The sequence below is a fragment of the Acholeplasma equirhinis genome (assembly GCF_017052655.1).
In the GTDB taxonomy this organism is placed as follows: domain Bacteria; phylum Bacillota_I; class Bacilli_A; order Acholeplasmatales; family Acholeplasmataceae; genus Acholeplasma; species Acholeplasma equirhinis.
Genome location: NZ_JAFIDC010000001.1, coordinates 94042 through 120006, shown reverse-complemented (window position 1 = coordinate 120006; position 25965 = coordinate 94042). Strand labels below are relative to the sequence as shown.

Sequence of the window (25965 nt, the reverse complement as noted above, 5' to 3'; positions counted from 1 at the left end):
AGAAAGTAAATTTATTTCATAAAGTGAAAAAAAATTAAGTGTTTAAAATAATAAAAAACACATATGCGAAACTTGTTATTGGATTACTAAATGAAAGGATTAAATATATGGGCTTTTAAAAGAAAAAACCATATAACTAGACCAATTAGTTATATGGTTATAATTTAAAATTATAAATACTTTTTGATATTTATTGCGTATATTTTGTATCCTTCTTTATTTAAGTGGATACCATCTGGTGTGTAGCTTTCAATTAGATATCCATCATGATCAACTAAACTATCATATTGGTTTATGAATTTAACATCAAATTTAGACACGATATCTAGAACACCTTTGTTAATTTCAAGGTTTTCTTCATTTGTTCTTCCAGCAACATAAATTTTTTTGTACAGTTTATGTCCTTCTTTAAGAACAGGTGTAGTTGATAAATAAAAGACTTGTGCATTAGGAAATTTGGATTTGATTTTAAATAATACTTTCTCAATATCTTTAACTGCTTCTTCTGAGGTGCTTTCTAATAAAACAAGATCATTTGAACCAATTGAAATAAATATTTTTGAAGCATTAATATTTTTAGTGATGTCTTCAAAAGAATTTAACAAACTTTCTGTTGTTGCACCAGCAACACCTCGATTAATGATATTAAATCCAGGTAAGTACATTTCAGGGTTTAAATACTCAACCATTGAGTCCCCTAAAATAAGTACTTCACCATTTAGGTTTGCTTCATTAAGTTGTTTATATTTTTCAATTGTTTTCATACTTGTTTTAGATATCATATCTCTTAAACCAAGTAATTCTTGTTTAGTTAGTTTCATAATGCAATTCTACTTCCTTTTTTCATCGAGTATTATACCATGATAACAGGGATAAAAATAACACTATGTTATAATTAATCTAATTTAAAGGAAGGGGTTAACAACAATGAAAGATTTCTATTTAGACAATCAATCGTTTTTTATACAATTTAATAGAATCCCATGTGACTCAGAAAGTAACATCTTAGATTCAAGACCATTCTACCTTTTACTTCAAAGATATTTAAAATCAATAAAATCATCTAATCTTACTGATTTCAATTGGATTTTGAAGTTAAAACCAGATGGCGTTTTAGCACTATATAAAGATTTACTTGTTTGGGATTACAAATCGGTTGTTAAAAACTTTAATTTAGATCAATCCGAAGAAACTAGAATGAGTCTTTATCATTTTACTGAGAACTTTTATGACTTCTGGCGTAAGATTGAAAGATTCGGATTCTTCAGTCGTGGTAGATTTGATTCAAATCAAGCCATTAATCAAAGGTTAATCGATCACTCTGACATGTTCTCTAATTTAGTACTTAAATTATATCGAACAATATCTCAAAAGATTTTAAATAAAACATATAATCTTTTAAGACAATTACCTGCTGGCACACAAGCAAACCTTTCGATTGTAACAAATCCTTGGACTTATGATTCACCTTATACAAAACTTCCAGAACAAAGATTTGTTTCAAGTATTTTAATTAGACCACCTCTGATGATTTATTCTAAATCAAATACGAGAACTGGCATGTTCAAACCAGTTAAAGAAAATCCATTAGAATCTCTAAATTTTAATAAAAATGATTATATTGTATCTGCACTTAAAATTGGACCATATCTTTCATATGTGTATATACATACGAAGTTCTTAAAATATGCAGTTACTTTAGGTTCACTATTTGAAGCTGCCAGTTATGAAGAATTTAAAGATAAAAAACCCGATTTAATTTATATTTATGGTATTCATGATGAAACATATGATGGTGTATATCATCATGATACTAAAAATAATATTCATATTGGTTTTGTTAGTTTGAATGATAAAAATGATTATTTTGGTTATGTAAAGAAAATGTTACTTACTTTATATAATGTCAGATCTATGAATGAAGGTAAACTACCTATTCATGGTGCAATGTTTAAACTTAAATTTACCAATAAATCAGAAAAGAATGTTGTCATAATAGGTGACAGTGGTGCTGGTAAATCAGAAACAATTGAAGCACTTAGAGTTGTAGGCAGTAAAGTGATCTCATCCATTGATGTTGTATATGATGATATGGGTGTCTTCTACTTTAATGAGGAAAACCTAGTAAGTAGTGGTTCTGAAATTGGTGCATTTGTTAGATTAGATGACCTTGACCAAGGTTATGCCTATAAACAAATTGATAGAGCTGTTTTCTTAAATCCAAACCAGGTAAACTCTAGAGTTGTGATACCTGCATCAACATATGATTTTATTATGAAAAAACATAAAGTTGATTTAGTCCTTTATGCAAACAACTATGAAGAAACAAAAGATGGTTTAGAAATCTCAAATGATCTAGAAGAAATTGTAAAAGTCTTTGAAGATGGTGCAAGAAAAGCAAAAGGTACAACCAGTGAAATTGGTATGACAAAGAGTTTCTTCGCAAATCCATTTGGACCCGCTCAACATCAAGATATAGCAAAACCATTATTAAATGTTTATTTTAAAAAACTGTTTGATTTAAAAATACCTGTTGGTGTTTTATATACGAAACTTGCAGTTTCAGGATATGAACAAAAAGGTCCGCATGATGCTGCAACCAAATTACTTGAATATTTGACAAAATAAAAGGAGAACGAGAGTTCTCCTATTTTTCATCCATTTCTTCTTTATCAGCTTTAGGACCAATTAAGAATTTCTTATAGTCTTCTTTTGTTACTTGACGACTTCTTGCAATTGCGAACGAATTACTTGGAATATCTTTTGTAACTGTGGAACCAGCTGCAATAAAGACATTATCTCCAATACTTATTGGTGCAATTAGGTTTGTGTTACATCCAATAAATGCCCAGTCACCAATCTTTGTTTTATGTTTGGTTACACCGTCATAATTAACTGTAATTGTTCCACAACCAAAGTTAACATTTGATCCAACCTCAGCATCTCCAATATATGCAAGATGTGAAGCTTTCGTATTATCTCCAGTTGAAGATTTCTTAACTTCAACGAAGTTACCAATTCTATTATTTGAACCGATGTTTGCATGCTCACGAAGGTGTGCAAATGGCCCAACAGTCGTATTCATATGTACTTCAGAATCATAAACTAAACTATGCTTTACTTGCACGTTTTCATGAATAACTGAATTGTGAACTTCTGAATTCGGCCCAATGATTGCACCAGATTTAATAACTGTATTACCTGTAATTGTTGTGTTAGGATTTACAATGACACCTGGTTCAATAACAACATTATGTCCAATTGTAATTGTTTCAGGGTTAATCATTGAGACACCATTTAACATGTGTTCTTTATTGATATATTCTCTTAAATATTTTTCAGCTTTACTAATTGCATAAAGATCGTTAACACCCATAACTAAACTGTTATTTTTAACAGTATAAGTTCCTACTTTATATTCTTTACGCATAATTGTAATCATGTCAGTAATATAATATTCACCTTTAGCATTATCATTACCGAGTTTACTTAATTCTTTGAAGAATTTTTGGTTATTTACAATGTAAATACCTGTATTGATTTCTTTGATCGTCTTTTGATATTCATTTGCATCACGGTCTTCAATAATACCCATGATTTGACCTTGAGGGTTTCTTAGAATTCTTCCATATCCTTCAGGATCATCATAGATGGCAGTAACTACTGTTAAATCATTACCATTTTCAAAATGTGTTTCAAATATACGGTTAATTGCTTTATACCAAATGAGTGGTACATCACCAGGCATGATAAAAGTATGCCCTTCAAGTTCACCTAGAACTGGTGCAGCCATCATGGCTGCATGACCTGTACCTAATTGTTCTTCTTGGTAAACATATTTTGCTCTATCTTTTAAGATGTCTTGAACGATTTCTCGTTTATATCCTAAAACAAGATATGTTTCATCTACTACTGACTTTTCAATATTCTCTACAATATATTCAATCATTGGTTTTCTTAAAATCGGAAACGCAACTTTAGGTGTTTCTGATTTCATTCTGGTCCCTTTACCAGCTGCCAATACTAATGCGTAGTTTTTCATTTCATTTCCCCTAATTCTTTGATTTTATCTACAATTTTTGCCATGTTTTTTTCAAGCATAACACTGTCTTGACAACTAATTGTAACACGAACCAAAGGTTCGGTGCCACTAGGACGAACCAGTAATAGTGAGTCTTCAGGCAATTCACTTCTAACTTCCATGATGACTTTTTTAACTTCCTCTAATTCTAGAACAGCTTTATTTACATTGGGAATATTCACTAATTTTTGCGGATAAATCACAACTTCTTTTGTATAGTCTTTTAAGTTCATATCATTTTCGGTTAATGTTTTAATTAAAAACATTCCAGCAAAGACTCCATCACCTGATGGGAGTATATCGTTAATAATAATATGTCCAGAGTTTTCTCCACCAATTGTTAAATCTTCTTTGATAAGTACCTCAGAAACATATTTATCACCAACAGCGGTTTGAATCACTTTGATACCTAAACGTTTAAAAGCTGCAAGTACACCTGGGTTACTCATTTGAGTTAAAACCACAGTATCTTTTTTGAGCATTCCCACAGATTTTAAATATTTAGCAATGACATAAACAATTAAATCCCCGTCGAATAAAGTCCCATCTTTATCGATAACTAATATTCTGTCACCATCACCATCAAAACTTAATCCTAAATCAGATTTATATAAAGCAACTGCAGACTTTATAGCATCAAGATGTGTAGAACCAACATTTAAATTAATATTTAATCCATCTGGGTTATCTCCAATTTGATAACTCGTTTCTACATACTTTTCAATAATCTTTTTACCTATTTTATAAGTGGCACCATTTGCAGTGTCAAAACTGATTGATAGTTTTGTGTTAGGTATCATTAAATCTTCATAAACCTGAAGATATAAAGACTCTACTTCTTTTGTAATATTTATTGAACCGAATTTTTCAGCAATATAAACTTTTCCATCATCGATATAAGATTCTAAATCAATTTCTTCTTGATCTAACATTTTATATCCTGATTTAATGACTTTGATACCATTATCGGTATAAGGATTATGAGATGCTGTAATCATTACACCAATCATATCTTTCATCTTTGAATAATATGCAATCATAGGTGTAGAAACAACATCAGCCATAAAAACATTAACTCCACCAAGTGCAGCACCGTATGCAACACCATGAGCTAACATATTAGATGAAAGTCTTGTATCTTGTCCAATCACAATTGATTCAGGTTTGAATCGTTTTGCAATTGCTTGTCCAAGTTTAAAAGCTAAATTAGAATTTAGTTTTTCAAATGCTTTACCTCTTATACCGTCAGTACCAAAGTATTTCATTTTTCACCTCAAATTACGACTTATTTTTTTTCACAATATTAAAAATCCTTTTAAAACTGAATTTCATAAAATTTCTAAGTTCTTTAGAGAAGAGACTCATTACTAGGAAGACAGTAACTGTGACAAAAACCGAAGTAAACCCTTTTAGAATTAAATCTAGATAAACATTATTATTTGTTGGTAAAGGTAACAATTCAAAAACAAATACTGTAATAATATATATAAATATGACTGCATAATTTGAAACTATGTATTTGAATGGTTTTAAATTAAAACTATGTTTATATAGCACATATGGTTCAACAATATGGCAAATAAATATATTTGTAATTATTGTTGAGACAAGAACACCAATAGGTCCAAATAAAATTACAAGAACTATAGAAAGTATAATATTGATTATACCTTCAATAATTGGTTTAAATCTATCGTAATAAAAATTGCCAGTAGCATCCTTATAAACCAATACAGTTTGTCTTAAAAATTGAACAAAATAATTGATTGAAAAGGCAATAACTATAGTTTTATCCAAAATTAAAGAAGAATCAAAAATTATTGAAATTAAGTTGTCTGCTATTGCTAAAAAACCTAAATAGATTAAAAAACTAACAAAAACATTTAAAATGTAGATCATTTTAAATTGCTCATGTGATATTTTAATGCTTACGTTTATAAATGAATGTCCAATTATTGGTGTTAGTGAAACAAAAATCAATACAAGCAAACTATTTATTCCATTAATAATTGTTTGATAATTTGAAAAATATCCTAATGCTATCACACTTACAAACGCACTAATTACAATGTTATTCAAAGTAACAACTAGAATACCTCCTAGTTTGTGCATAAACATTGATTTAGTATTTCTTATAACTTCATTTTTTATTTCTATATCAAGATTTTTGTTTCCATTTATACTATTACTATAAAATCTCTTGAATATAATATTTGTTATTACCCATTGGAGAATATTAGAAATAACTGCCACTAAAAAGAATAGTTCAAATGATTTAAATAGTGTAAGTAAAATTATTTGTAATAGTGCTTCTAAAATCTGTGCAACTGATCGAATGGTGATAGTAATATATTTATCTTTATGTGCATCTATAAAGGACGTTTTAAATGCATAAAAATAGGTCAATATTGTTGATATAAAATATAAACCAAATGTGGTATATAAATTAAATGTATTAGTTTGATCTTTAGCAAGTGTTGGCAAAAATGGAATAATGATTAAACCTAATACTAAAACAATACCTGATATATAAGTATAAAGTTTTTTAAATAAATAGTATAATGCTGAAATTTGATCTTTATCATTCTGTACAATTGGTTTATATAAACTAAATGCGATTGCTGTTCCTATACCAAGTTCAGCAACTGCTAAGAAGCCTACAATACTCATATATAAAGAAAATAATCCGTTCGCTTCACTTCCAAGAGACATTATCAAAAATCGTCTTGTATATAAACCGACAATGATAAGTATTACCTTGAATATCGTTGATGTAATTATGTTTAATAATGCCCTCTTTTTATCCATGTTCTTTAATTTTACTTACTCCAAACTACTCTATTTATATAATCTGTATAACTTAAAATAATTCTTAAAACTTTCTCAGAAACATTAGGCATTGAATAATCTTCTACATATCTAATTGTTTCTTTATTTTGTGTTTCTAACACTTTTAGTCCTTGCATGATTCTCTCAGTCTTTAAACCTACCATCATAACAGCACCTTCTTCCATTGCTTCTGGACGCTCATGTGCTTGTCTAATATTTAATGCTCTAAATTTAAGAATTGAAGATTCTTCACTAATAGTTCCACTATCACTTAAAACAGCCTTAGATTCGATTTGTAATTTATTGTAATCAACAAATCCAAGTGGTTTTAATGTTTGAACTAACGGATGGAATTTTACATCCTTTGCTTCAATCATCTTTCTTGTTCTTGGATGTGTTGATACAATAATTGGCATTTGATAGGTTTCAGCAATTGCATTTAAAGTTTCTACTAAATCAAAGAAGTTATTTGAATTAATATTCTCTTCTCTATGTGCTGAAACAACAAAATATTGGCCTTGTTTTAAACCAAGTCTTTCAAGTACATTAGATTTTTGGATTTTGTCCATATGTTGATTTAATACTTCAAACATTGGAGATCCTGTTTTAATTACACGATCAGGTGCAATACCTTCTCTTAATAAATATTCTCTTGCAATATCACTATATGGGAGGTTAATATCTGAGATATGGTCAACAATTTTTCTATTTGTTTCTTCAGGTACACGTTGATCAAAACATCTATTACCAGCTTCCATATGGAAAATTGGAGTGTGTCTTCTTTTTGCAGCAATTGCAGCTAAACATGAATTCGTATCACCTAGAACTAAAAATGCATCCGGTTTAACAGAATCTAAAATTGGATCTATTTTGCTTAAAATGTTTCCAATTGTTTCAACTGCACCACCATTCGCAGCATCTAAGAAGTAATCTGGTTTCTTTAAATCTAAATCTTTAAAGAACACTTCATTTAGTTCATAATCATAGTTTTGACCAGTATGAACTAAAACATGTTCGATTGCTTCTGATGATTCAAGTTTTTTTATCACTGCGGAAAGTCGTATAATTTCAGGTCTAGTTCCTACAACAGTCATTACTTTCAGTTTTTTCATATTAAACCTCCACAAAATAAGTATCTGGTTTTTCTGGGTCAAATTTTTCATTTGCCCACATTACTGTAACCATATCAGTGTCACCTAAATTTTCAATATTATGTGTATATCCAGGTGGAATATCTACAACTTGTAATTTTTCACCACTAACAAAATATTCAATCACTTCAGTTTCATCAACTTTTCTAAATCGGATAACCCCTTTTCCACTGACTACTAAAAACTTCTCATTTTTAGTATGATGCCAGTGATTACCTTTAATAATTCCAGGTTTAGAAATGTTTATTGAAACTTGACCTCGGTCTGGAGACTTAATGAATTCAGTAAATGATCCGCGATGGTCAATATTCATTTTTAAATCATAACTAAATTGATCAGTTGGTAAATAGCTTAAATAGTTTGAATATAACTTCTTAATAAATGGATCTTCGGTATTTGGTATTTGTCTATTCATACGTGATTCTTTAAAAGAATACAGTAAATCAACAATCTTTCCGAGTGTTACTTTATGAACTGGTTCAACATAACAATAATCATCTTTTCTATTTTCTTCACCTTTTAAACTTCTAATGAGTTCAGAAACCAAATCATCAATATAAATTAAGTTTAATTCAACATCTCTGTTGTTAACTGTAATTGGTAAATCTCTTGCTATATTATAGGAGAATGTTGCAACTGCACTATTGTAGTTCGGTCTGCACCATTTACCAAATACATTTGCAAAACGATAAACCAATACTTTTGCACCAGTATCTTTTCCATAATTAAAGAGTAACTCTTCACCCATTTTCTTACTTATACCATATGGGTTTTCAAGTGCTGCTTGTATTGATGATGAAAGTACAATTGTGCTTTTATTTTTGAATTTTTTTAACTGTTCTAATAAGGTTGAAGTAAATCCATAGTTACCTTCAACAAATTCTTTTTCCTCTTTTGGACGATTAACACCTGCCAGATGAAAAACAAACTCACATTCTTTTGCATATGTTTCTAGTTCCTCTAGTGTTGAATCCATATCATATTCAAAAATATCTTTGTAACCATGATTTTTTAGTTCAACAATTAAGTTTTTTCCTATGAAACCCTTGGCTCCAGTTACTAAAATTTTCATAAATACCTACTTAAATAAATCTAATTTCTTAAGAAGTTTTTTCATACCCTCTACATCAAGTCTTGCTGTATTGTGTGAATGATATGATTCAACTTGTTGAAGTTTTTTAGAACCTTTGTCAACAAATTTATCGTAATTTAAATTTCTGTTATCAGCAGGAATTCTAAAGAAATCACCTAAATCTTCAGCTTTAACCATTTCTTCTTCTGTAACTAAAACTTCATACAGTTTTTCACCGTGACGAGTTCCAATATAAACTGGTTCTGTTTTTGAACCTTTTAAATCAAGAACTGCTTTAGCTAACACGTCGATTGTTGCTGCTGGTGCTTTTTGAACAAACAGGTCACCTTGGTTCCCATTTTCGTAAGCATATAAAACTAAATCTACTGCATCCTCTAATGTCATCATGAAACGTGTCATTTCAGGATTTGTAATTGTAATTGGTTTATTTGCAGCAATTTGATCTAAGAATAAAGGAATCACAGAACCACGAGAAGCCATAACATTACCATATCGTGTTAAGCATAGTACTGTATCACCATCAGTTAATTGACGAGATCTTGCAATAACATTCTTTTCCATCATTGCTTTACTCATACCCATAGCATTAATTGGATATGCTGCTTTATCGGTTGATAAGAAAATAGCTTTTTTAACTTTGTTCTTCACACAAGCTGTAATTACATTATCTGATCCAATAACATTTGTTTTAACAGCTTCCATCGGATAGAATTCACAAGATGGCACTTGTTTTAATGCTGCTGCATGGAAAACGTAGTCAACACCAATAAAAGCACCTTCAATAGAGTTGTATTCTCTGACATCACCAATATAAAATTTTAATTTATCATTTGTATAGAATTTTCTCATGTCTTCTTGTTTCTTTTCATCACGAGATAAAATTCTAATTTCCTTTACGTCTGTTGATAAAAATCGACTAACTACTGAGTTACCAAAAGATCCGGTACCACCAGTTACTAAAATGATTTTATTTTTAAACATTATTTTGATTCTCCAATCTATTATAGATTTTGTACAAAGCCTCTATCTGATAATTTAAGTCAAATTTTTCATTTGAGACAATATTACTATGATTAATTCGCTTAGTTTCAATTGCTTCATTGTATAGTACTTTACTTATAAGTTTACACCATTCATCAATTGATTGATTTAGTTTCAATGAAAATACGTTTTCATTTATTACAACTTCACTCGTGATATTTGTAGAAATAATACAATCTAATCCATTAATTTGTGCTTCAATTATAGAGATTGGAAATCCTTCAAATTTAGAAGGTAGTATAAATAAATCTGATGCTGATAAATATTCATTAATTTCATTAGTTTCTTTAATTAAGATTATATTATCCATTAATTTGTACTGTTTTATTTTAAATTGTATATCTATGAAATTTTCACCATCACCGATTAATATCATCTTAATCTTTGGATGCTCATCTAATAATTTTTTAAACACTTGAATTAAGAAATTATGATTTTTTTGATCATTATATCGACCAATGTGTATAATTACTTTTTCATTTTCTGAAATACTTAATTTATTGCGGATTTTACTTCTGGATTTTGAATCAAAGATAAATTTTTTTGTGTCAACAGCATTGTATAGAATCTCAAAATTCGTTTTGGTTCCAAACATAAACAACCCTGACTTGATACTACAGCTTATCAACATATCACTATATTTTACAATATATTTTTTATACCATTTGTAAATGAACATATGATATATTTTTGATGCAACACTATTAAATTTACTGTATGTATCTGTATGTGAATGAGAAATAACTTTTGTGTGTTTTGAATTAAAAAGTGTTTTAGCCACAACTCCATTATTTAAGTTGACATGTGAGTGGACAATATCAAATTGGTTATCTCTGAAAAATAAACTTAATTTTTCTCTAATAGATTTTCCTCTGGATTTTATATCTTCTAAAAAATACACTTTAAAATCTGAAAATTCATTATTGATACCTTTATTGAAACTTAAAATTTCAATTTCATGACCTTGTAACAGAAAAAATTTTGCCCAATTTATCACTAATTTTTCTATGCCACCATTTCCGGTTACAGGTATAACATATAAAATTTTCACATTAAGCACCTTCTTTGATAAGTTTTGTATTAATAATAGTATCAACCTTAAGATTTGAATAGCAAATATATAACAATACCCAATAAACAACTTGATTATTTGTCGAAATGGTTGAAGACCACATCAAAACACCCATTAATAAAACAAAAGTTTTATAAGACCTATTTTTTAAAGATTTGACAATTAAGTATATAACTAGAATCAGGTAATAAATTAACCCAATTAAACCAATTTCCCATAAATATTCAATTAATATATTATGTGCTGCAATTTCTAAGTAATATATTGATGAGTATTGACCATAACCAAAGAGTGCGTTAAAAATAGATGTATTTTTAAAGAATTCCTCAATTTGAGTTATCCATATTTCTGTACGCCCAGAACCACCGGTTTCAATAATAAATGATAAGTTAAATCTCAATAGCAAGTTAGAGTCTAATCCTAATGCTATCAAGATTAGAGCAATTGAAATAATTCCAGAAACAATGAAGAATTGTAATATCTTATTTCTTTTGTAATAAATGAAAAATAATGTACCAAATATTAATGCAAGAATTGTAAATAATCCTCCACGAGAACCACTTAAAATGGTATAGTAAATATTTAATAAAATTAGTGCATAAGTAGCAATTTTAAAAAACCAATTTTTCTTTTCAGACGCTATTGAAATCAAGTAAATAACCGGAAGAAAAAAAGTTGCTGCAGTCATATTTGGATCTAATGGAACTTCATTTAAAAATACGTATAATCTCACACCTCCTAAGTAGTATTCAGAACTAAGTATATATAGGAATACCATTATAATGGCTGAAATTACAGAAGCAATAAAATATAAATTTAATTCTTTTTGATTTGGTATAAATGTAAATAAAAGCAATCCTACCAATAGTGACTTTATTTCATCAAAATCAAAAAAAGTTACATCCGCTCCATAATAATATACTCTTGAGAAAATTAGGTAAAGGATAAAAATAAATATCAGAAATCTAAAGATATCTAGTTTGATTAATTTAGTACTTAATTTTTTAAATATTCCGATTAAATAGATCGGTATGACTAAAAATAAACTTAAAAAAATAATACCTCGATCAAAAATTACCAACCTCATGAATGGTGCGATAAATATTAAAATTGTAATCGCTATTGATTCTAGTGATATTTTTAGATTTTTATAATACATTAAGTACTCCATATTCTTTAATTGCATGTAAAGTTTGTTTGAATGATAATCTATTTATAAATTTCTTATTGTATCGAGTTCTCTTTATTTTAAGCATTTTGAATGTTTTAAAAATATTAAATTTTGAAAATCTTAGAATTCTTAATAAAAATAATATGTATGAAATTAATCTAAATGACCAATGAATGAAATATGATTTTATTACAAATGTATTAATATGACCATTCATTTTTGCATCTTTTCTTGAAATTCTTGTATTCATACTAGGATAATGCGTTACTTCATGATTTTCAAAATATCCAATGTAACCATTAAGTTTTAGTATTGTAAAACTCACATATAATTCTTCAGATCCATAAAATAAATTATCAGGATATAAGTAATCTTTCTTGTTGAATTTATTCCTAACAAAATGATTAAATCCTACATAATTTTGAATCTTTTTATACGGTTTATTTTGATTATTTGATAATTTAAATGGGAAAACACCACCAAATCTTTGATCTATAGATATTCCTGTTGCAGCAAAGAGGGATTTATCTTGGTTGAATTTCGATACTATGTCATCTAGAGAATGATTGTCTTTTGTAATTTTTGCATCATCATCTATAAAAAATAGTATTTCTCCTTCTGCTAATTTATATCCAATATTACGTGCATAACTTACACCAGTATTTTGGTCTAATTTATGATATTTAAATGGAATTCTATTTTCTTCACAGTATGATATAAAAGTATTCTCAGTTAAATCAGTTGAACCATTATCTACAAGAACTATTTCGAATAAAACTGAAGTATTTTTTGTTACTGAAATAATTGAAGTCATTAATTCATCAACACGATTACAAGTTATATATACAATTGATAATTTATAACTATATTCATTCATATACATAACCCCTTCACAAAATCAATGAATTTTTCTTCATACTTGCAAATGTCAAATGAGTCTTTTTTTTCAATTAAAATTGACTTCATTTTTTTACTGATCTCGATACCATTAGAATCAATTGTTTCAAATATTTTTATTAATTCCTTTTTTGAATAATTGGGAATTAAGTAACCAATATCATCTTCAAAATAATCCAATAAATCACTTGTATTATTTGTTATAACAGGAATTCCCATGGAAATTGATTCAACAAATTTTGTAGGAAATCCAGCTTTGCTAACTTTATTAACTTCTCTTATAAAAATTGAAAAATCAGAATACTTAAGTTTTACTAAACTTTCACTATGAGATAATCTACCATGAAATGTTACATTGTTTGGAATTGTTGATTTAATATCCTTCTTATTCAACCCAATTACAGACAATTCTAAGTTATTGAAACCTTCTATTGATTCAATAATTAATTTTATTTTATCTTTTCTTCCTGGTGATCCAGCATAAATTAAATGTATTTTGTTATCATTACTTTTTTTAATATGTCTTGATAATTCATTCCATTTTTGATCATTTTTATCTATTAATGGTGGAACTGTTATAATATTGGAAATATTTTTTTTATAGTGTTTCGTTAAATAAGTTGAAATACATATTAAACCATCCATTTTTTTGTTTAAATATCTCATTCTTAAAAATGAATCAAGTTTGACAAATGGATTTAATGGTTGATACCATTCAGTTATGTCTCCGATTAATTTAATATCTTTTTTCTTCGAATATCTTCTGACATTAAACAACCCAAATGATGGGTAATTATATAAAATAATTGCTGTTATATCATTATATTTTTTTACAGTTTCTAATAAATATTTATATTCAAAGTTTTTCCGTATAATGCCTAACTTTCCTTTTGCTTTTGGATATTCCCAAGCCTCGAATCCAAGAATTTCACTAAAAACCAGGTTTTTGTTATCAGTTATTTCATTTTTTGGAGAAACAAATACAACATTGTAACCAATTTTTTTTAAAATTTTCGCATTTGCTATAACTCTATGAGCGGCTGCATTTTTATCTGGCAGCTCAAATCCTCCTGCATAGATTATTGTTCCTCGCATAAATGTCCTTCCTTTTTTCTTATAAATTATTTAAATACCAATCAATCGATTCGGTAATACCTTTTAAAAAGTCATATTGTGGGTCATATTTCAAAAGTTGTTTAGCAGCAGAAATGTCAGCTAAACTATGCCTAATGTCTCCCCTTCTTTCTTGCGTAAAAAAAGGTTCAATTGTTTTATTAAGCTTCTGTGAAATAATATTATACATTTCAATTAAAGTGATTCTTGAGCCAAATGCTATGTTAAAAGCCTTTCCGAATGCATCTTGGTTAGCTAAACATGACTTTAAATTTGCTTCAATTACATTTTCAATATAAGTAAAATCTCTACTTTGTTGCCCGTCACCATAGATTATTGGTTTTTGTCCCTTCATTAATGTTTTAATAAATTTAGGTACCACAGCAGCATATTGTCCATCTGGATTTTGCTTTCTACCAAATACATTAAAATATCTTAGTCCAATTGTTGGTAATTGATATAGTTCCCAATATAATCGAGCATATTCTTCATTAACTCGTTTTGTTAGAGCATAAGGTGATAAGAGTTTTCCCTCTCTTCCTTCATATTTAGGTAAATTAGGTTCATCACCATATACTGAGGAACTTGAAGCATAAACAAATCTTTTAACTTTGTTCACTCTACTTGCTTCCAACATATTAAGTGTACCTTTAATATTAATCTCCTCATATAATTGAGGCATTTCTATACTTCGAGGAACACTTCCCCATGCAGCTTGGTGCAAAACATATGTAGCATCTTTTGTTATTTTTAAACATGTATCATAATTACGAATATCCCCTTTTATAAATTCAAATAAAGGGTTGTTAGCTATTGAGTGCAAATTATGAATATTTCCATTTGAAAGATCATCTAAAACGCGAACTCTATAACCCATATTGACTAATGCTTCACTTAAATTCGAACCAATGAATCCTGCACCACCAGTAATAACAAAAAGTGCATCTTTCTCAAAATTGTATTTTCTTGTTAACATAATATTTCCTTTATAATCTGAAGTAATTAAATCCTGCATCCAAATATGCTTTTTTATCAAGAATTGATTTGACATCGATAATTACTGAATTAATTGGACTTTTTGCAAAGAAATTTGTAAAGTCACTCATCATCAATTCTAAGAATTCCTTGTGTGATACCGCAAGAATAATTACATCCATATTTTTAATCTCTGACATCTCATTAAATTTCAATCCATATTCATGTAATGCTTCTTCTTTATCAGCTTGTGGATCAACAATTAATGGTTTAATATCATACTCTAACAATTCGTTGTAAATATCAATTACTCTAGTATTTCTTGTGTCTGGACAATTTTCTTTGAATGTAAAGCCTAAAATAGCAACTTTTGCACCTTTTATTGCAATGTTTGCTTTTATCATTTGTTTAATAGTATTTTCAACGACATATTTGCCCATATTATCGTTTAGTCTTCTACCTGCAAGTATGATTTCAGGATGATATCCAACTTGTTGTGCTCTGTATGTTAAATAATATGGATCAACACCAATACAATGGCCCCCCACTAAACCAGGGGAAAAGTTCAAGAAATTCCATTTGGTTTTAGCTGCATTTAACACGGCTTTTGTATCGATATTTAACTTATTGAATATAATGGATAATTCATTCATAAAAGCAATATTTATATCTCTTTGTGCATTTTCAATTACTTTTGCTGCTTCAGCAACTTTAATTGATTCAGCACGATAAACACCAGCTTTAACCACTAACTCATAAATTTTAGCAATGATTTCAGTAGATTCTTCATCCATACCAGAAGCTACTTTAACAATCGATTCTAGTGTATGCAATTTGTCTCCTGGATTGATTCGTTCTGGAGAATAACCCACTTTGAAATCAGTTCCAGCTTTTAGTCCAGACATTTGTTCTAAAATTGGAATACAAATTTCTTCAGTAACTCCAGGATAAACAGTAGATTCGAAAACAACGTATGATCCTTTTGTTAAATTTCTACCAACTGTTTTACTTGCTGAAATTACCGGTTTAAGGTCTGGGGTTTTATCATCATTAACTGGGGTAGGAACTGCAACAATATGAAATTTTGCTTTTTTTAAATCTTCTTCATTGGAAGTAAATAAGACAGTACTATTTTTTACTGCTTCGTAGCCAACTTCTTTAGTTGGATCAATACCATTTTTGTACATTTCGATTTTATCTTTGCTTATATCAAAGCCAATAACATCTATTTTCTTTGCAAATGCAATTGCGATTGGTAAACCTACGTATCCTAAACCTACTAATGACAGTTTTTCTTCTTTCTTTACTATTTTTTCGTATAAATTCATTTTAATCTCTCTTCAAATTTTTTTTATGTTTTTTAAATAACTCTCAGTAACTGTATTTCTATCGAATTTTTCTTCTACAATTAATCGACCTTTAATAGCAAAATCCTTCATTTTTTCTGAATCATTTAAAATCATTTTTTCTAATTTATAAATTAGATCATCCCGATTTTTGGGTTGTATTAAATATCCATTTGAACCATCCTCTATAATTTCTCTACATCCAGGGATATCACTTGCAATTAAAGGAATACCGGATGCTGCGCCTTCTAACAATACATTTGATAGTCCCTCATGATATGATGGCAGCACAATTATATCAATCTTTTTATACACTTCATTCATATCCATAACTAACCCATGATAATTAATAAAGTTTTTACTAATTAAATATTCAATTTTATTACTAATATCATCTTCCATCATTCCAAATATATGGAATTTTATGTTATCAAGCTTTTTCATTAAAGTTTCGACTGCATCTAAATACTCATTAATTCCTTTTTCCTTCATTAATCTTCCAACGAATGCAATTTGTCGTTCACCTTTAAAATCTTTTTGAATAAATTGAAACTCTTCTAAATTGACACCAGATCCAGGTAAAAGTATTGCATTATCCTGAATAATTTTATTCTTCTTAAAAAAATCTAGATTTTGCCTATTTTGGAAATATACATACTTTGATTTTTTTAGAGCATATTTATACAAAAATGTACTTATCATTTTGATTGGTCCTGGTTTTGAAAATCCTGAACCCAGACCTGTGATATTTGCAATATATGGAATTTTTAATGATTTTGCAGCAATTCCACCATAAATATTAGGTTTAATCGTATAAGTTAATATAACATCTGGCTTTATATCTTTCATGATTTTTTTATAATGTCTAATTAACTTAAAATCGTTTAGAGGATTTATACCTCTTCTATCGATACTAGTTTCAATGAATTTAGCCCCCATCTCAACAAGTTTATCAATTCTTGTTCCATATGGAGATGAAATATATACCTCATAGTTTTGTTTTAGTAATTCTTCTACCAATTCTTTTCTAGAATTATAAATTGCAATATCGTGATTCACCAATATAAGAACTTTTTTCATGATACCCTCGACATTCTAATGCTTTGTTCAGTCTTAACAACTCTATAGTTGAAATCGTAATTTGAAATTTCGAGATTATAAGTTTTATTACCAAAAACTTTATTAATAAACGGTATGAAGAAACCCTTACATTTGATCAACCAATTAAAAATTCTTGTTTTTCTAAGTTTTTTATTTTCTAATAATCTTGTTGTTTCAAGTATTGCTAATGTCGATAAATACTCGTCATTTTGTGGGTAGAAAATACCATTTAAATCTCGGTAAATTACTTGTTTAATCAATTCAGCTAAGTTATCGATATAAATCATACTTCTTTGATTTTTAATGTTTGGAAATAAAAATGCTTTTAATGCTAACTTTTGAAGTTTAGGAAAATTACCTTTACTACCTGGACCATATACGACAGGGGTACGAATGATGACAACTTTAAAGTTCTCATCTTGCATTTTTTGAATTGAAAGATCTGTTTCTAATTTACTTTGTCCATAAGCATTAATTGGTGCATACTTATTAATATCTACATGTCTAAAATCACCGATTTTATTATCTTTTCCATAAATAATCATGCTACTCATGAAAATAAACTGCTTTACGCCTGATACTTTAGCTTTGTTAGCTGTTTCAATCGCTAAATCACGATTAACTTTAAAATAGAGTGGTTCCATACTCTTTTTAGATGAAACATGTGCAATTCCAGCAACATGATATACAACATCATATCTAGAAAAGCCAAGATTAATCCAATTAGGATCTTTCATATCTAATGTTTTAACCAAATATTTATCCGGTTCTTTTAATAACCATTTTTCAACATTCGTTCCAACATATGAATTTGCACCCGTAATTAATATACGTTTCATACTTACTCTACTTTCTTCTCTTTCTTTTCTCTTTTTACTTTTGTACCAGTACCACCTTCAACGACACCATCTGATTTAAGTACGCTGAAGATTGTTCCAAAAAACACTTTGATATCTAACCATAACCCCATATGAGAAACATAATAACCATCTAGTTTTGCTTTATCTACTATTTCTAATTCATCTCTACCTTTAATTTGAGCGTATCCAGTTAAACCTGGATAAATATCGTTTGCACCATATTTGTCACGTTCTTCAATTAAATCAAATTGATTCCATAATGCAGGTCTTGGTCCAACAATACTCATATCACCTTTTAAGATATTAATAATTTGAGGTAATTCATCTAAACTTGTTTTTCTCATGAATTTACCTAATTTAGTAATCCATTGTTCTGGATTTTCTAACATATGTGTTGGTGTATCCTTCGGTGTATCTATTCTCATTGTTCTAAATTTAAGAATATTAAAATGCTTTTTATTTTTACCAACTCTTTTTTGTTTGAAAAGAATTGGACCTCTTGAATCTAACTTGATTAAGATAATTAAAACTAAAAAAACTGGAGATAAAACAATCAATCCAATCAGTGCTAATAAAGTATCCATTATGCGTTTAAATATCTTAAATATCATATGCTTTAGTCCTTAAAAAAGTGAATAATTTTAGATTGATCATAATTTAATGATTTTAGGTGTTCTAAAATCTTATCGTGGTGTAGATAACTTGAAACCAACACCCCGTCATGTTTAAGTTTTGTTAGTTCTGATGTTGGTAAGATTTCAATACCATACATTTTTGTATTTTGTTTAGATTTGTTGTCGTCAACAATTGCGACAATCTCTAAATTTAATGATTTATCGTAATTTAATGTTTGAAGCAAGATATCTGTAACGTCCCCTGCTCCATAAAGGATAATTTTCTTAAATCCTTCATTAATAACTCTATGAAGGAATTGAGAAACTTCTCCTCTTGCCGATGTATAAACATCTAACGCACTTTTTAAATATCTAATGTTAAGTAATTTAATTCTATCTTTCCCCTGGTTTGTGATGTGGTATTCAACATCTTTACTTGATTTATAGTTTTTACTAATATATCCGTTTTGTTCAGCTTTATCTAAATACTCATTAATCATCGAAAGAGCCACATTTAAATTGCGACTGAGTTCTCTTTGAGTTATATCGGAGTTTTTAGCAATTAAATCAAGTAATTGATATTCTTTTAAAAGGGGTGTTGGTTTTAAGAAATAATGATTGCTGTCCATAGTTACCTCTTTTGTTCGTTTGATTATCGAACAATTCCATTATGACATACCAAACAACATATTACAAGTAATATGGTTTGATATGCAAAATTTCTTATTCCACGGTAACACTTTTAGCTAAGTTTCTAGGTTTATCAATGTCGTATCCACGATCAAGTGCTGCAAAGTATGCAATCATTTGAGTTGGTACAATCATCAAAAGTGGTGCAAGTATTGGATATACGTCATCCAATATGATGTCATCACCTTTTTGTTTGAGTGAGTCCATTGTAATAATAATCGAAACTGCACCACGAGATTTAACTTCATGAAGGTTAGATCGTGTGTTCATATTCATTTCTTCTTCAGAAATAATTGCAACTACAGGAGTACCTTCTTCAATCAGTGCAATCGTACCATGTTTAAGTTCACCTGCTGCAAATCCTTCTGTATGAATATAAGAGATCTCTTTCAGCTTTAATGCACCTTCAAGTGCTAGGGCATAATCCATACCTCTACCAATATAAAATGCATGTTCTTTAATAAATACTTTTTCAACTAATGCTTTAATTGGCGTTGGATCGAATAAGAAATTTTCTATTGCTTGTGCAACCTTAGCAAGTTCCATTTTGATATCAAACAACTTTGCAGATAGTTCGTATGCAATAAGTGCTAAAACTGCCATTTGTGCAATATATGCTTTTGTTGATGCAACTGCAATTTCTGGTCCTGCAAAGATTTCCAATTTGAAATCTGCTTCTCTTGCAAGAGTTGATGTAATGACATTTGTTACAGTTAAAGTTTGATATTTGAATTGTTTTAGTTTTAAAAGACATGCTCTTAAATCAGCTGTCTCACCACTTTGAGAAATCAGAATAAAAAATGGTTTAGATACTAATAATGGCATATGATATGCGAACTCACTTGCAATATGTACCTCAACTGGTTTACCTGCTAATTTCTCAAAGAAATATTTACCAATTAATCCAGCATGCATCGATGTACCTGCTGCAAGTATATAAATTCTTTCAGATTCTTTGATTGTCTTTAACAATCTAGAATCAATATTAGATTTATAACCTGTAAAGTATTCTGAGATAATTCTTCTAATGACACCTGGTTGTTCATTGATTTCTTTTAACATAAAATGATCAAAGTTGCCTTTTTCTGTTTGTGTCACATCAACATTAACCTTTTGCCAATTCAGTTCAAGTGCTTCATGGTCATAATTATAGAGTTTGACTTCATCTTTCTTTGCTACTACAAAAGTTTTATCTTCCATCACATGATAATTCTTTGAAACACCTGCAAGTGCTAAGACATCCGATGTGATTGTTACGCCATCTTCTGATACACCGACCAAAAGTGGTGGTTTATTTTTAGCAGCATAAATTGTATCTGGATCTTGTTGGTCAACAATTAAAAGTGCATACGAACCATGTAATAATTTTAATGTCGTTAGAATTGCATTTTCTACTGTCATATAGGATGCAAATCCTTCAATTAAATGTGCAACAACTTCAGTATCAGTGTCACTCTTAAAACTTGCAAGTTTCAAATATTGATCTTTTAATTGTTGGAAGTTTTCAATGACACCATTATGAACAATAATAAAACGACCACTACTTGATGTATGTGGATGTGCATTCAGTGCAGTAACTTTACCATGAGTTGCCCATCTTGTATGGCCAATTCCAACTCTAGATAAAACTTGTTTTGTTGTTTCCTTCAAAATAGAAACACGTCCGATATCTTTAAAAATATCGAACGTATTTTTTTTATCATTAAAGACCGTTAAACCAGCAGAGTCATAACCACGATACTCAAGTCTTTCAAGACCTGTTACAATGATTTCTCTTGCGTTTGAACGTCCAATATAACCCACTATTCCACACATAATATGGATTCCCCTTTATAGTGTATTTAGTCTATAAACCTAAATACGTATAAATACGTTCCACCTTATCCATGTTTTTATCACTAGAAACAGATTCGATGCGTTTAATCGTATTTTTAGGTTTAAAGAGCTGTTTTAATATTCTGACAAACCAAGCCCAAGGTAATAACCAAGAGTGTTTTTTTAAATATGGATAACCTTCTTTTAAACGGTCTCTACTAGGAAATATTTCACCAAGTAGATATCTGATACGCCCTTTTTTCTGTTTTGTTTTTTGATAAGTGCGTTTTGTTAAATAACGGTCATGTTCAGTGCCATTACCATGAATACCTGCATGAATGATATAGTCAACAACTTCTTGATCAGATTCATTCATATGAATACTATGCATAAATATCTGATTTAAATGGTTAACTTTATCATTAAACTCAATTAAACTCGTTAAACTTAAAAGATTGAATAATTTTTCAGTTTCTAATGTCTGATATTTAGCAAAGACCTCCAAATCGAGAACGCTTCTAATACCAACCCCAGATGTTCTGATATGTCTAACTAAATGGATGAGTAAATGTAGATATTCAAATTCAGGTTCTAACTGTTTTGTAAAAGAATCACCTTGAATGATGAAATCCCATGCTTGTTGCAGTAAGGATTTGAATTCTGGTTCAAGGTAACTTGCAAGGCTTTGATGTAGTTCAATTGAATTTCCATCTAAAGTTTCATAAACATGGTGATGAGATTCTGCAGATTTAAAAATGTACCCTAATCTTTGCATCATATTTTTAGCATCTTCAAAATCTCTTTCCCTAACAAGTAAATCAATATCTCCCATTCCACGCATATAGCTCATTGGATACATGGATTTAAGGTGCGCACCTTTTAAAAAGATATGATCTATTTTTGCTTCATTGAAGGCATGCTTTATTTGGTTAATGATTTCAGTTTGTTGAATATCTTTTGCGATGAAAGATGCATGAATTTCACGCATTCTTTTGTAAAGGTTTTGATCTTTAAAACTCGCCTTATCTACTGAATTAAATACTAACCCAATTAATCCATTTTCAAACAGTAGTTTTAATAAGCCTTTTTCATCTTCTGATTCAAATTTAACTTTATCACCTTTAAAGGCTGCTTCAATTAGTTGGAAGGTAATTTGTTTATTATCCATAGTTCATCCATTCTAGTAAAGTATTTATCTTTATTATACCTAAATTAGGATAACAAATGGATTAAGAAGTTTGTTAATACTTCTTAAGATATTCTTTCAATTCCCAAGGTGAGACATAAATACGATAACTATCCCATTCCTTATTTTTAGCTGTAATCATTTTTTCAGCTAGATGAGAGCCAATGACATCTTTCATAAAGTCTGATGCTTGGAATGCATCAATTGCTTCTTTTAAGTTAGCAGGTAAATTAGAAACGCCAAGTGCACGTCTACCTTCTTCATCTAGTGCAAAAAGGTTCTTTTCTACTGGTTTAACAAATAAACCATTTTTAATACCATCTAAACCTGAAGCAAGAATTGCTGACATTGCAAGATATGGATTTGCAGTTGGGTCAACAGATCTTACTTCAACACGTGTAGATTTACCACGACTTGCAGGAATACGAATCATTGTTGAACGGTTTGCTTCACTCCAAGATACATAGCAAGGTGCTTCATAACCTGGTACTAAACGTTTGTATGAGTTAACAGTTGGATTGGTAATTAAACAAAATTCTCTTGCATGGGTTAAGATACCACCAATGAAATGTGTTGCAACTTCACTTAAACCATTTTTAGCATCTTTATCATAGAATGCATTGTTACCTTCTTTATCAGCAAGTGAGGTATTCGTATGCATACCTGAACCATTAATACCAGTAACTGGTTTAGCCATAAATGTTGCATGGTATCCATGACGACGAGTAACGTTTTTAACAACTAATTTAAATGTTTGAATATTATCACAAGCTTCTAATGCATTATCAAATTGGAAATTTATCTCATGTTGAGAATAAGCAACCTCATGGTGGCTTGCTTCAATAACAAATCCTAATTTTTGAAGTTCAAGTGCAATATCTCGACGGACGTCTTCACTTGCATCAACTGGTGCTAAATCAAAATAGCCACCTTCATCTGTAAAGTTAATTCCAATGGATCCATTTTCATCTAATTTAAATAAGAAGAATTCAGGTTCAACACCAACATTGAATTTAGAGAAACCTAATTTTTCCATTTCTTTTAACTGTTTCTTTAAAATTTGTCTTGGATCTCCAGGGAATGGTGTTTTATCAGGTCTGTAAACATCACAGATTAATCTTGCAACTGAACCTTCCTTAACTGGTTCCCAAGGAAGAATTAACCAAGTGTTTAAATCTGGATATAAATACATATCGGCTTCCTGAATTCTAACAAAGCCTTCGATAGATGAACCATCAAACATCTGCTGGTTATCTAAGACTTTTTCAATCTTTGAAGCAGGAACTTCAACATTCTTTATAATACCTAACATATCTGTAAACATTAAACGGATATATTTGACATTATGCTCTTCAATACTTTTAAAAATATCTTCTTTTGTGTACTTTGCCATATGTTTCCTCCACATTTATGTGCTTGATTTTATAAGAAAATTCATTCCATGTCAAATTATATGAATATTTTTTTCAATTTCTGAAAGTTTTGTCGTATGAACTGAATAAAGAGTGTAATTTAAGTGCTTAAATAGGCTGAAATCTATTCATTTGGTATTTTTTCATTATTTAATAAAAACACCCGCCAGATGGAAGGGGATTACCAACTGGCGGGACCTAATAGAGGGTTACTACACATAAGAGATAAATGCTTAATCAAAAGGTGTCTAATAAAGGTCATAAAGTGACCTTTACTTATGTTATGTAGTTACAAGTAAAACCGTTATGAATTTTTCTTTAAATCTGGCTGTAAATAAAAACAAAATAATTCCTAAATACCCTAAGTTTTCTTTCTATAAAGTTAGTTTAACAGCCTCATGAATATGATTATAGCAATTTTTTTTATTTAATGGAAGCGTTTTATGATAGATTATTAAAAAAATTATTATAATGAAAATTCTTGACATAGTTTGACTATTTTAAACGAACTTAAATTTATTATGTTATGATGAATTTGATGATGACTATTCAGACTTAAAAAGGAAGAACAATTATGTATAAATTAAATATCTATCAATTAGAAACTGAAAAAATGAAGGTTGAACTCACTGATTTAGGTGCATCCATGGTTCAAATCTATTTAAAAAAAGATGGTAAGTTAGTACCAGTTATGTCAAGACCAAGAACAGATGATGATTTCTTGATTAATACCTCTTATGGTAGAACGATTGGACGTACAGCTGGATTCTTACCAAATACTGAAGAAACTAGAAAATACGTTAAGTTTGAAGGAGATTCCATCAAACATGGCGGACCTAAAGGTATTTTATTCCAAATATTTGAAACCAACAAAATAAGTGATACTAAATTAGAATTCACGTATAAATCTTTAGACCTTATAAATGATTACTACGGCAATATGGATATTAAAGTCACATATGAGATTGTGAATGGTGCCACTTTAAAAGTTACTCATGAAGCATCAACAGATAAAGAGACCTTATGTAACTTAACTGTTCATCCATACTTTAATTTAAGTGGAGAAAAAACAATAGAAAATCATAAACTCTATATACATTCAACAAAAACTGCGATTCGTGCAGATGGTTCAAATGTATTCAATAAAATCATTGATGTAAAAGGTACATTCAAAGATTTTACAACACCAAGAAATATTGTTGTTGATGATCAAAATCATTTAGATGATATTTATTATAGTGAAAGTGAAAATGTTGATTTACTTCACCTTTCTGCAAATGATATCACTTTAAAGGTGAGATCTAATTATGAAACAATGGTTGTTTTTACTCAGAATGCACCAAGTAAAACAAACCTTTCAGTTGCTGATAAAGGTGCTAAATTTAGCAGTGTTGCGATTGAATGTCAAAAGAGTCAAAAAGGATTGCCTGTTTTAAAACCAGGAGAACCTTATAATTTTTACACAGATTATATCTTTGAATTTTAAGTAACTCGTTCTCGAGTTACTTTTTTTATGAA

The 25965-nt window shown here is 29.2% G+C and carries 22 protein-coding genes; 2 read left to right on the top strand and 20 right to left on the bottom strand.

The window, feature by feature from the left end; genetic code table 11:
* Positions 1–170: 170 nt before the first annotated feature.
* On the bottom strand, positions 171–821 hold the full coding sequence (locus tag JV173_RS00500; RefSeq protein ID WP_205734332.1) for an SGNH/GDSL hydrolase family protein: 651 nt from the start codon (positions 819–821) through the stop codon (positions 171–173).
* Between the two features lie 106 nt (positions 822–927).
* On the opposite strand from JV173_RS00500, the gene JV173_RS00495 reads away from it, so the two are divergent.
* Positions 928–2628 carry a hypothetical protein gene (locus JV173_RS00495; RefSeq protein ID WP_205734331.1) on the top strand — a complete coding sequence of 567 codons (1701 nt, stop codon included), beginning with the start codon at positions 928–930 and terminating at the stop codon, positions 2626–2628.
* Positions 2629–2647: 19 nt separating this feature from the next.
* On the opposite strand, the gene glmU is transcribed toward JV173_RS00495, so the two are convergent.
* The 19 genes from glmU to glnA form a co-directional block, all read right to left on the bottom strand.
* Positions 2648–4042, bottom strand: a complete 1395-nt coding sequence (glmU, locus tag JV173_RS00490) for a bifunctional UDP-N-acetylglucosamine diphosphorylase/glucosamine-1-phosphate N-acetyltransferase GlmU (RefSeq protein ID WP_205734330.1) — start codon at positions 4040–4042, stop codon at positions 2648–2650.
* On the bottom strand, positions 4039–5346 hold the full coding sequence (locus tag JV173_RS00485; protein WP_205734329.1) for a phosphohexomutase domain-containing protein: 1308 nt from the start codon (positions 5344–5346) through the stop codon (positions 4039–4041). The genes glmU and JV173_RS00485 overlap by 4 nt, the downstream gene beginning before the upstream one ends.
* 13 nt (positions 5347–5359) lie before the next feature.
* On the bottom strand, positions 5360–6751 hold the full coding sequence (locus JV173_RS00480; RefSeq protein ID WP_205734328.1) for a lipopolysaccharide biosynthesis protein: 1392 nt from the start codon (positions 6749–6751) through the stop codon (positions 5360–5362).
* A gap of 149 nt (positions 6752–6900) precedes the next feature.
* Positions 6901–8022: a non-hydrolyzing UDP-N-acetylglucosamine 2-epimerase gene (gene wecB, locus JV173_RS00475; RefSeq protein WP_205734327.1), complete on the bottom strand. Its 1122-nt coding sequence runs from the start codon at positions 8020–8022 to the stop codon at positions 6901–6903.
* A 1-nt stretch (position 8023) separates the two neighbouring features.
* Positions 8024–9133, bottom strand: a complete 1110-nt coding sequence (locus tag JV173_RS00470) for a capsular polysaccharide biosynthesis protein CapF (RefSeq protein ID WP_205734326.1) — start codon at positions 9131–9133, stop codon at positions 8024–8026.
* Between the two features lie 6 nt (positions 9134–9139).
* Complete coding sequence (locus JV173_RS00465) at positions 9140–10135, bottom strand: polysaccharide biosynthesis protein (protein ID WP_205734325.1); 996 nt, start codon at positions 10133–10135, stop codon at positions 9140–9142.
* Positions 10128–11246, bottom strand: a complete 1119-nt coding sequence (locus JV173_RS00460) for a glycosyltransferase (RefSeq protein WP_205734324.1) — start codon at positions 11244–11246, stop codon at positions 10128–10130. Before JV173_RS00460 ends, JV173_RS00465 begins: the two co-directional genes overlap by 8 nt.
* Position 11247: 1 nt before the next feature.
* Positions 11248–12426, bottom strand: a complete 1179-nt coding sequence (locus JV173_RS00455; RefSeq protein ID WP_205734323.1) for an O-antigen ligase family protein — start codon at positions 12424–12426, stop codon at positions 11248–11250.
* The gene (locus JV173_RS00450) at positions 12416–13315 is read right to left on the bottom strand and encodes a glycosyltransferase family 2 protein (protein WP_205734322.1); all 900 of its coding nucleotides are present in this window, start codon (positions 13313–13315) and stop codon (positions 12416–12418) included. Before JV173_RS00450 ends, JV173_RS00455 begins: the two co-directional genes overlap by 11 nt.
* A complete protein-coding gene (locus tag JV173_RS00445; RefSeq protein ID WP_205734321.1) occupies positions 13312–14430 on the bottom strand; it encodes a glycosyltransferase in 1119 nt (372 codons plus the stop codon). The genes JV173_RS00450 and JV173_RS00445 overlap by 4 nt, the downstream gene beginning before the upstream one ends.
* A gap of 19 nt (positions 14431–14449) precedes the next feature.
* Positions 14450–15424: an SDR family oxidoreductase gene (locus tag JV173_RS00440; protein WP_205735424.1), complete on the bottom strand. Its 975-nt coding sequence runs from the start codon at positions 15422–15424 to the stop codon at positions 14450–14452.
* Between the two features lie 10 nt (positions 15425–15434).
* Positions 15435–16751, bottom strand: a complete 1317-nt coding sequence (locus JV173_RS00435) for a nucleotide sugar dehydrogenase (protein ID WP_205734320.1) — start codon at positions 16749–16751, stop codon at positions 15435–15437.
* A 12-nt stretch (positions 16752–16763) separates the two neighbouring features.
* Positions 16764–17849, bottom strand: coding sequence for a glycosyltransferase family 4 protein (locus tag JV173_RS00430; protein WP_205734319.1), 1086 nt, complete (start codon positions 17847–17849; stop codon positions 16764–16766).
* Positions 17846–18709 (bottom strand): NAD-dependent epimerase/dehydratase family protein, encoded by an 864-nt coding sequence (locus JV173_RS00425; RefSeq protein WP_205734318.1) that lies wholly within the window; start codon positions 18707–18709, stop codon positions 17846–17848. The genes JV173_RS00430 and JV173_RS00425 overlap by 4 nt, the downstream gene beginning before the upstream one ends.
* Before the next feature lie 2 nt (positions 18710–18711).
* The gene (locus JV173_RS00420; protein ID WP_372433657.1) at positions 18712–19338 is read right to left on the bottom strand and encodes a sugar transferase; all 627 of its coding nucleotides are present in this window, start codon (positions 19336–19338) and stop codon (positions 18712–18714) included.
* A gap of 8 nt (positions 19339–19346) precedes the next feature.
* The gene (locus JV173_RS00415) at positions 19347–19973 is read right to left on the bottom strand and encodes a winged helix-turn-helix domain-containing protein (RefSeq protein ID WP_205734316.1); all 627 of its coding nucleotides are present in this window, start codon (positions 19971–19973) and stop codon (positions 19347–19349) included.
* Between the two features lie 94 nt (positions 19974–20067).
* Positions 20068–21849 carry a glutamine--fructose-6-phosphate transaminase (isomerizing) gene (gene glmS / locus JV173_RS00410; RefSeq protein ID WP_205734315.1) on the bottom strand — a complete coding sequence of 594 codons (1782 nt, stop codon included), beginning with the start codon at positions 21847–21849 and terminating at the stop codon, positions 20068–20070.
* A 31-nt stretch (positions 21850–21880) separates the two neighbouring features.
* Entirely contained in the window at positions 21881–23017 is a 1137-nt protein-coding gene (locus JV173_RS00405; protein WP_205734314.1) for a nucleotidyltransferase domain-containing protein, read from the bottom strand.
* Positions 23018–23090: 73 nt separating this feature from the next.
* A complete protein-coding gene (glnA, locus tag JV173_RS00400; RefSeq protein ID WP_205734313.1) occupies positions 23091–24428 on the bottom strand; it encodes a type I glutamate--ammonia ligase in 1338 nt (445 codons plus the stop codon).
* A 593-nt stretch (positions 24429–25021) separates the two neighbouring features.
* Between glnA and JV173_RS00395 the strand changes: the two genes are divergently transcribed.
* Positions 25022–25933 (top strand): aldose epimerase family protein, encoded by a 912-nt coding sequence (locus JV173_RS00395; RefSeq protein WP_205734312.1) that lies wholly within the window; start codon positions 25022–25024, stop codon positions 25931–25933.
* The last annotated feature ends 32 nt before the right edge of the window (positions 25934–25965 follow it).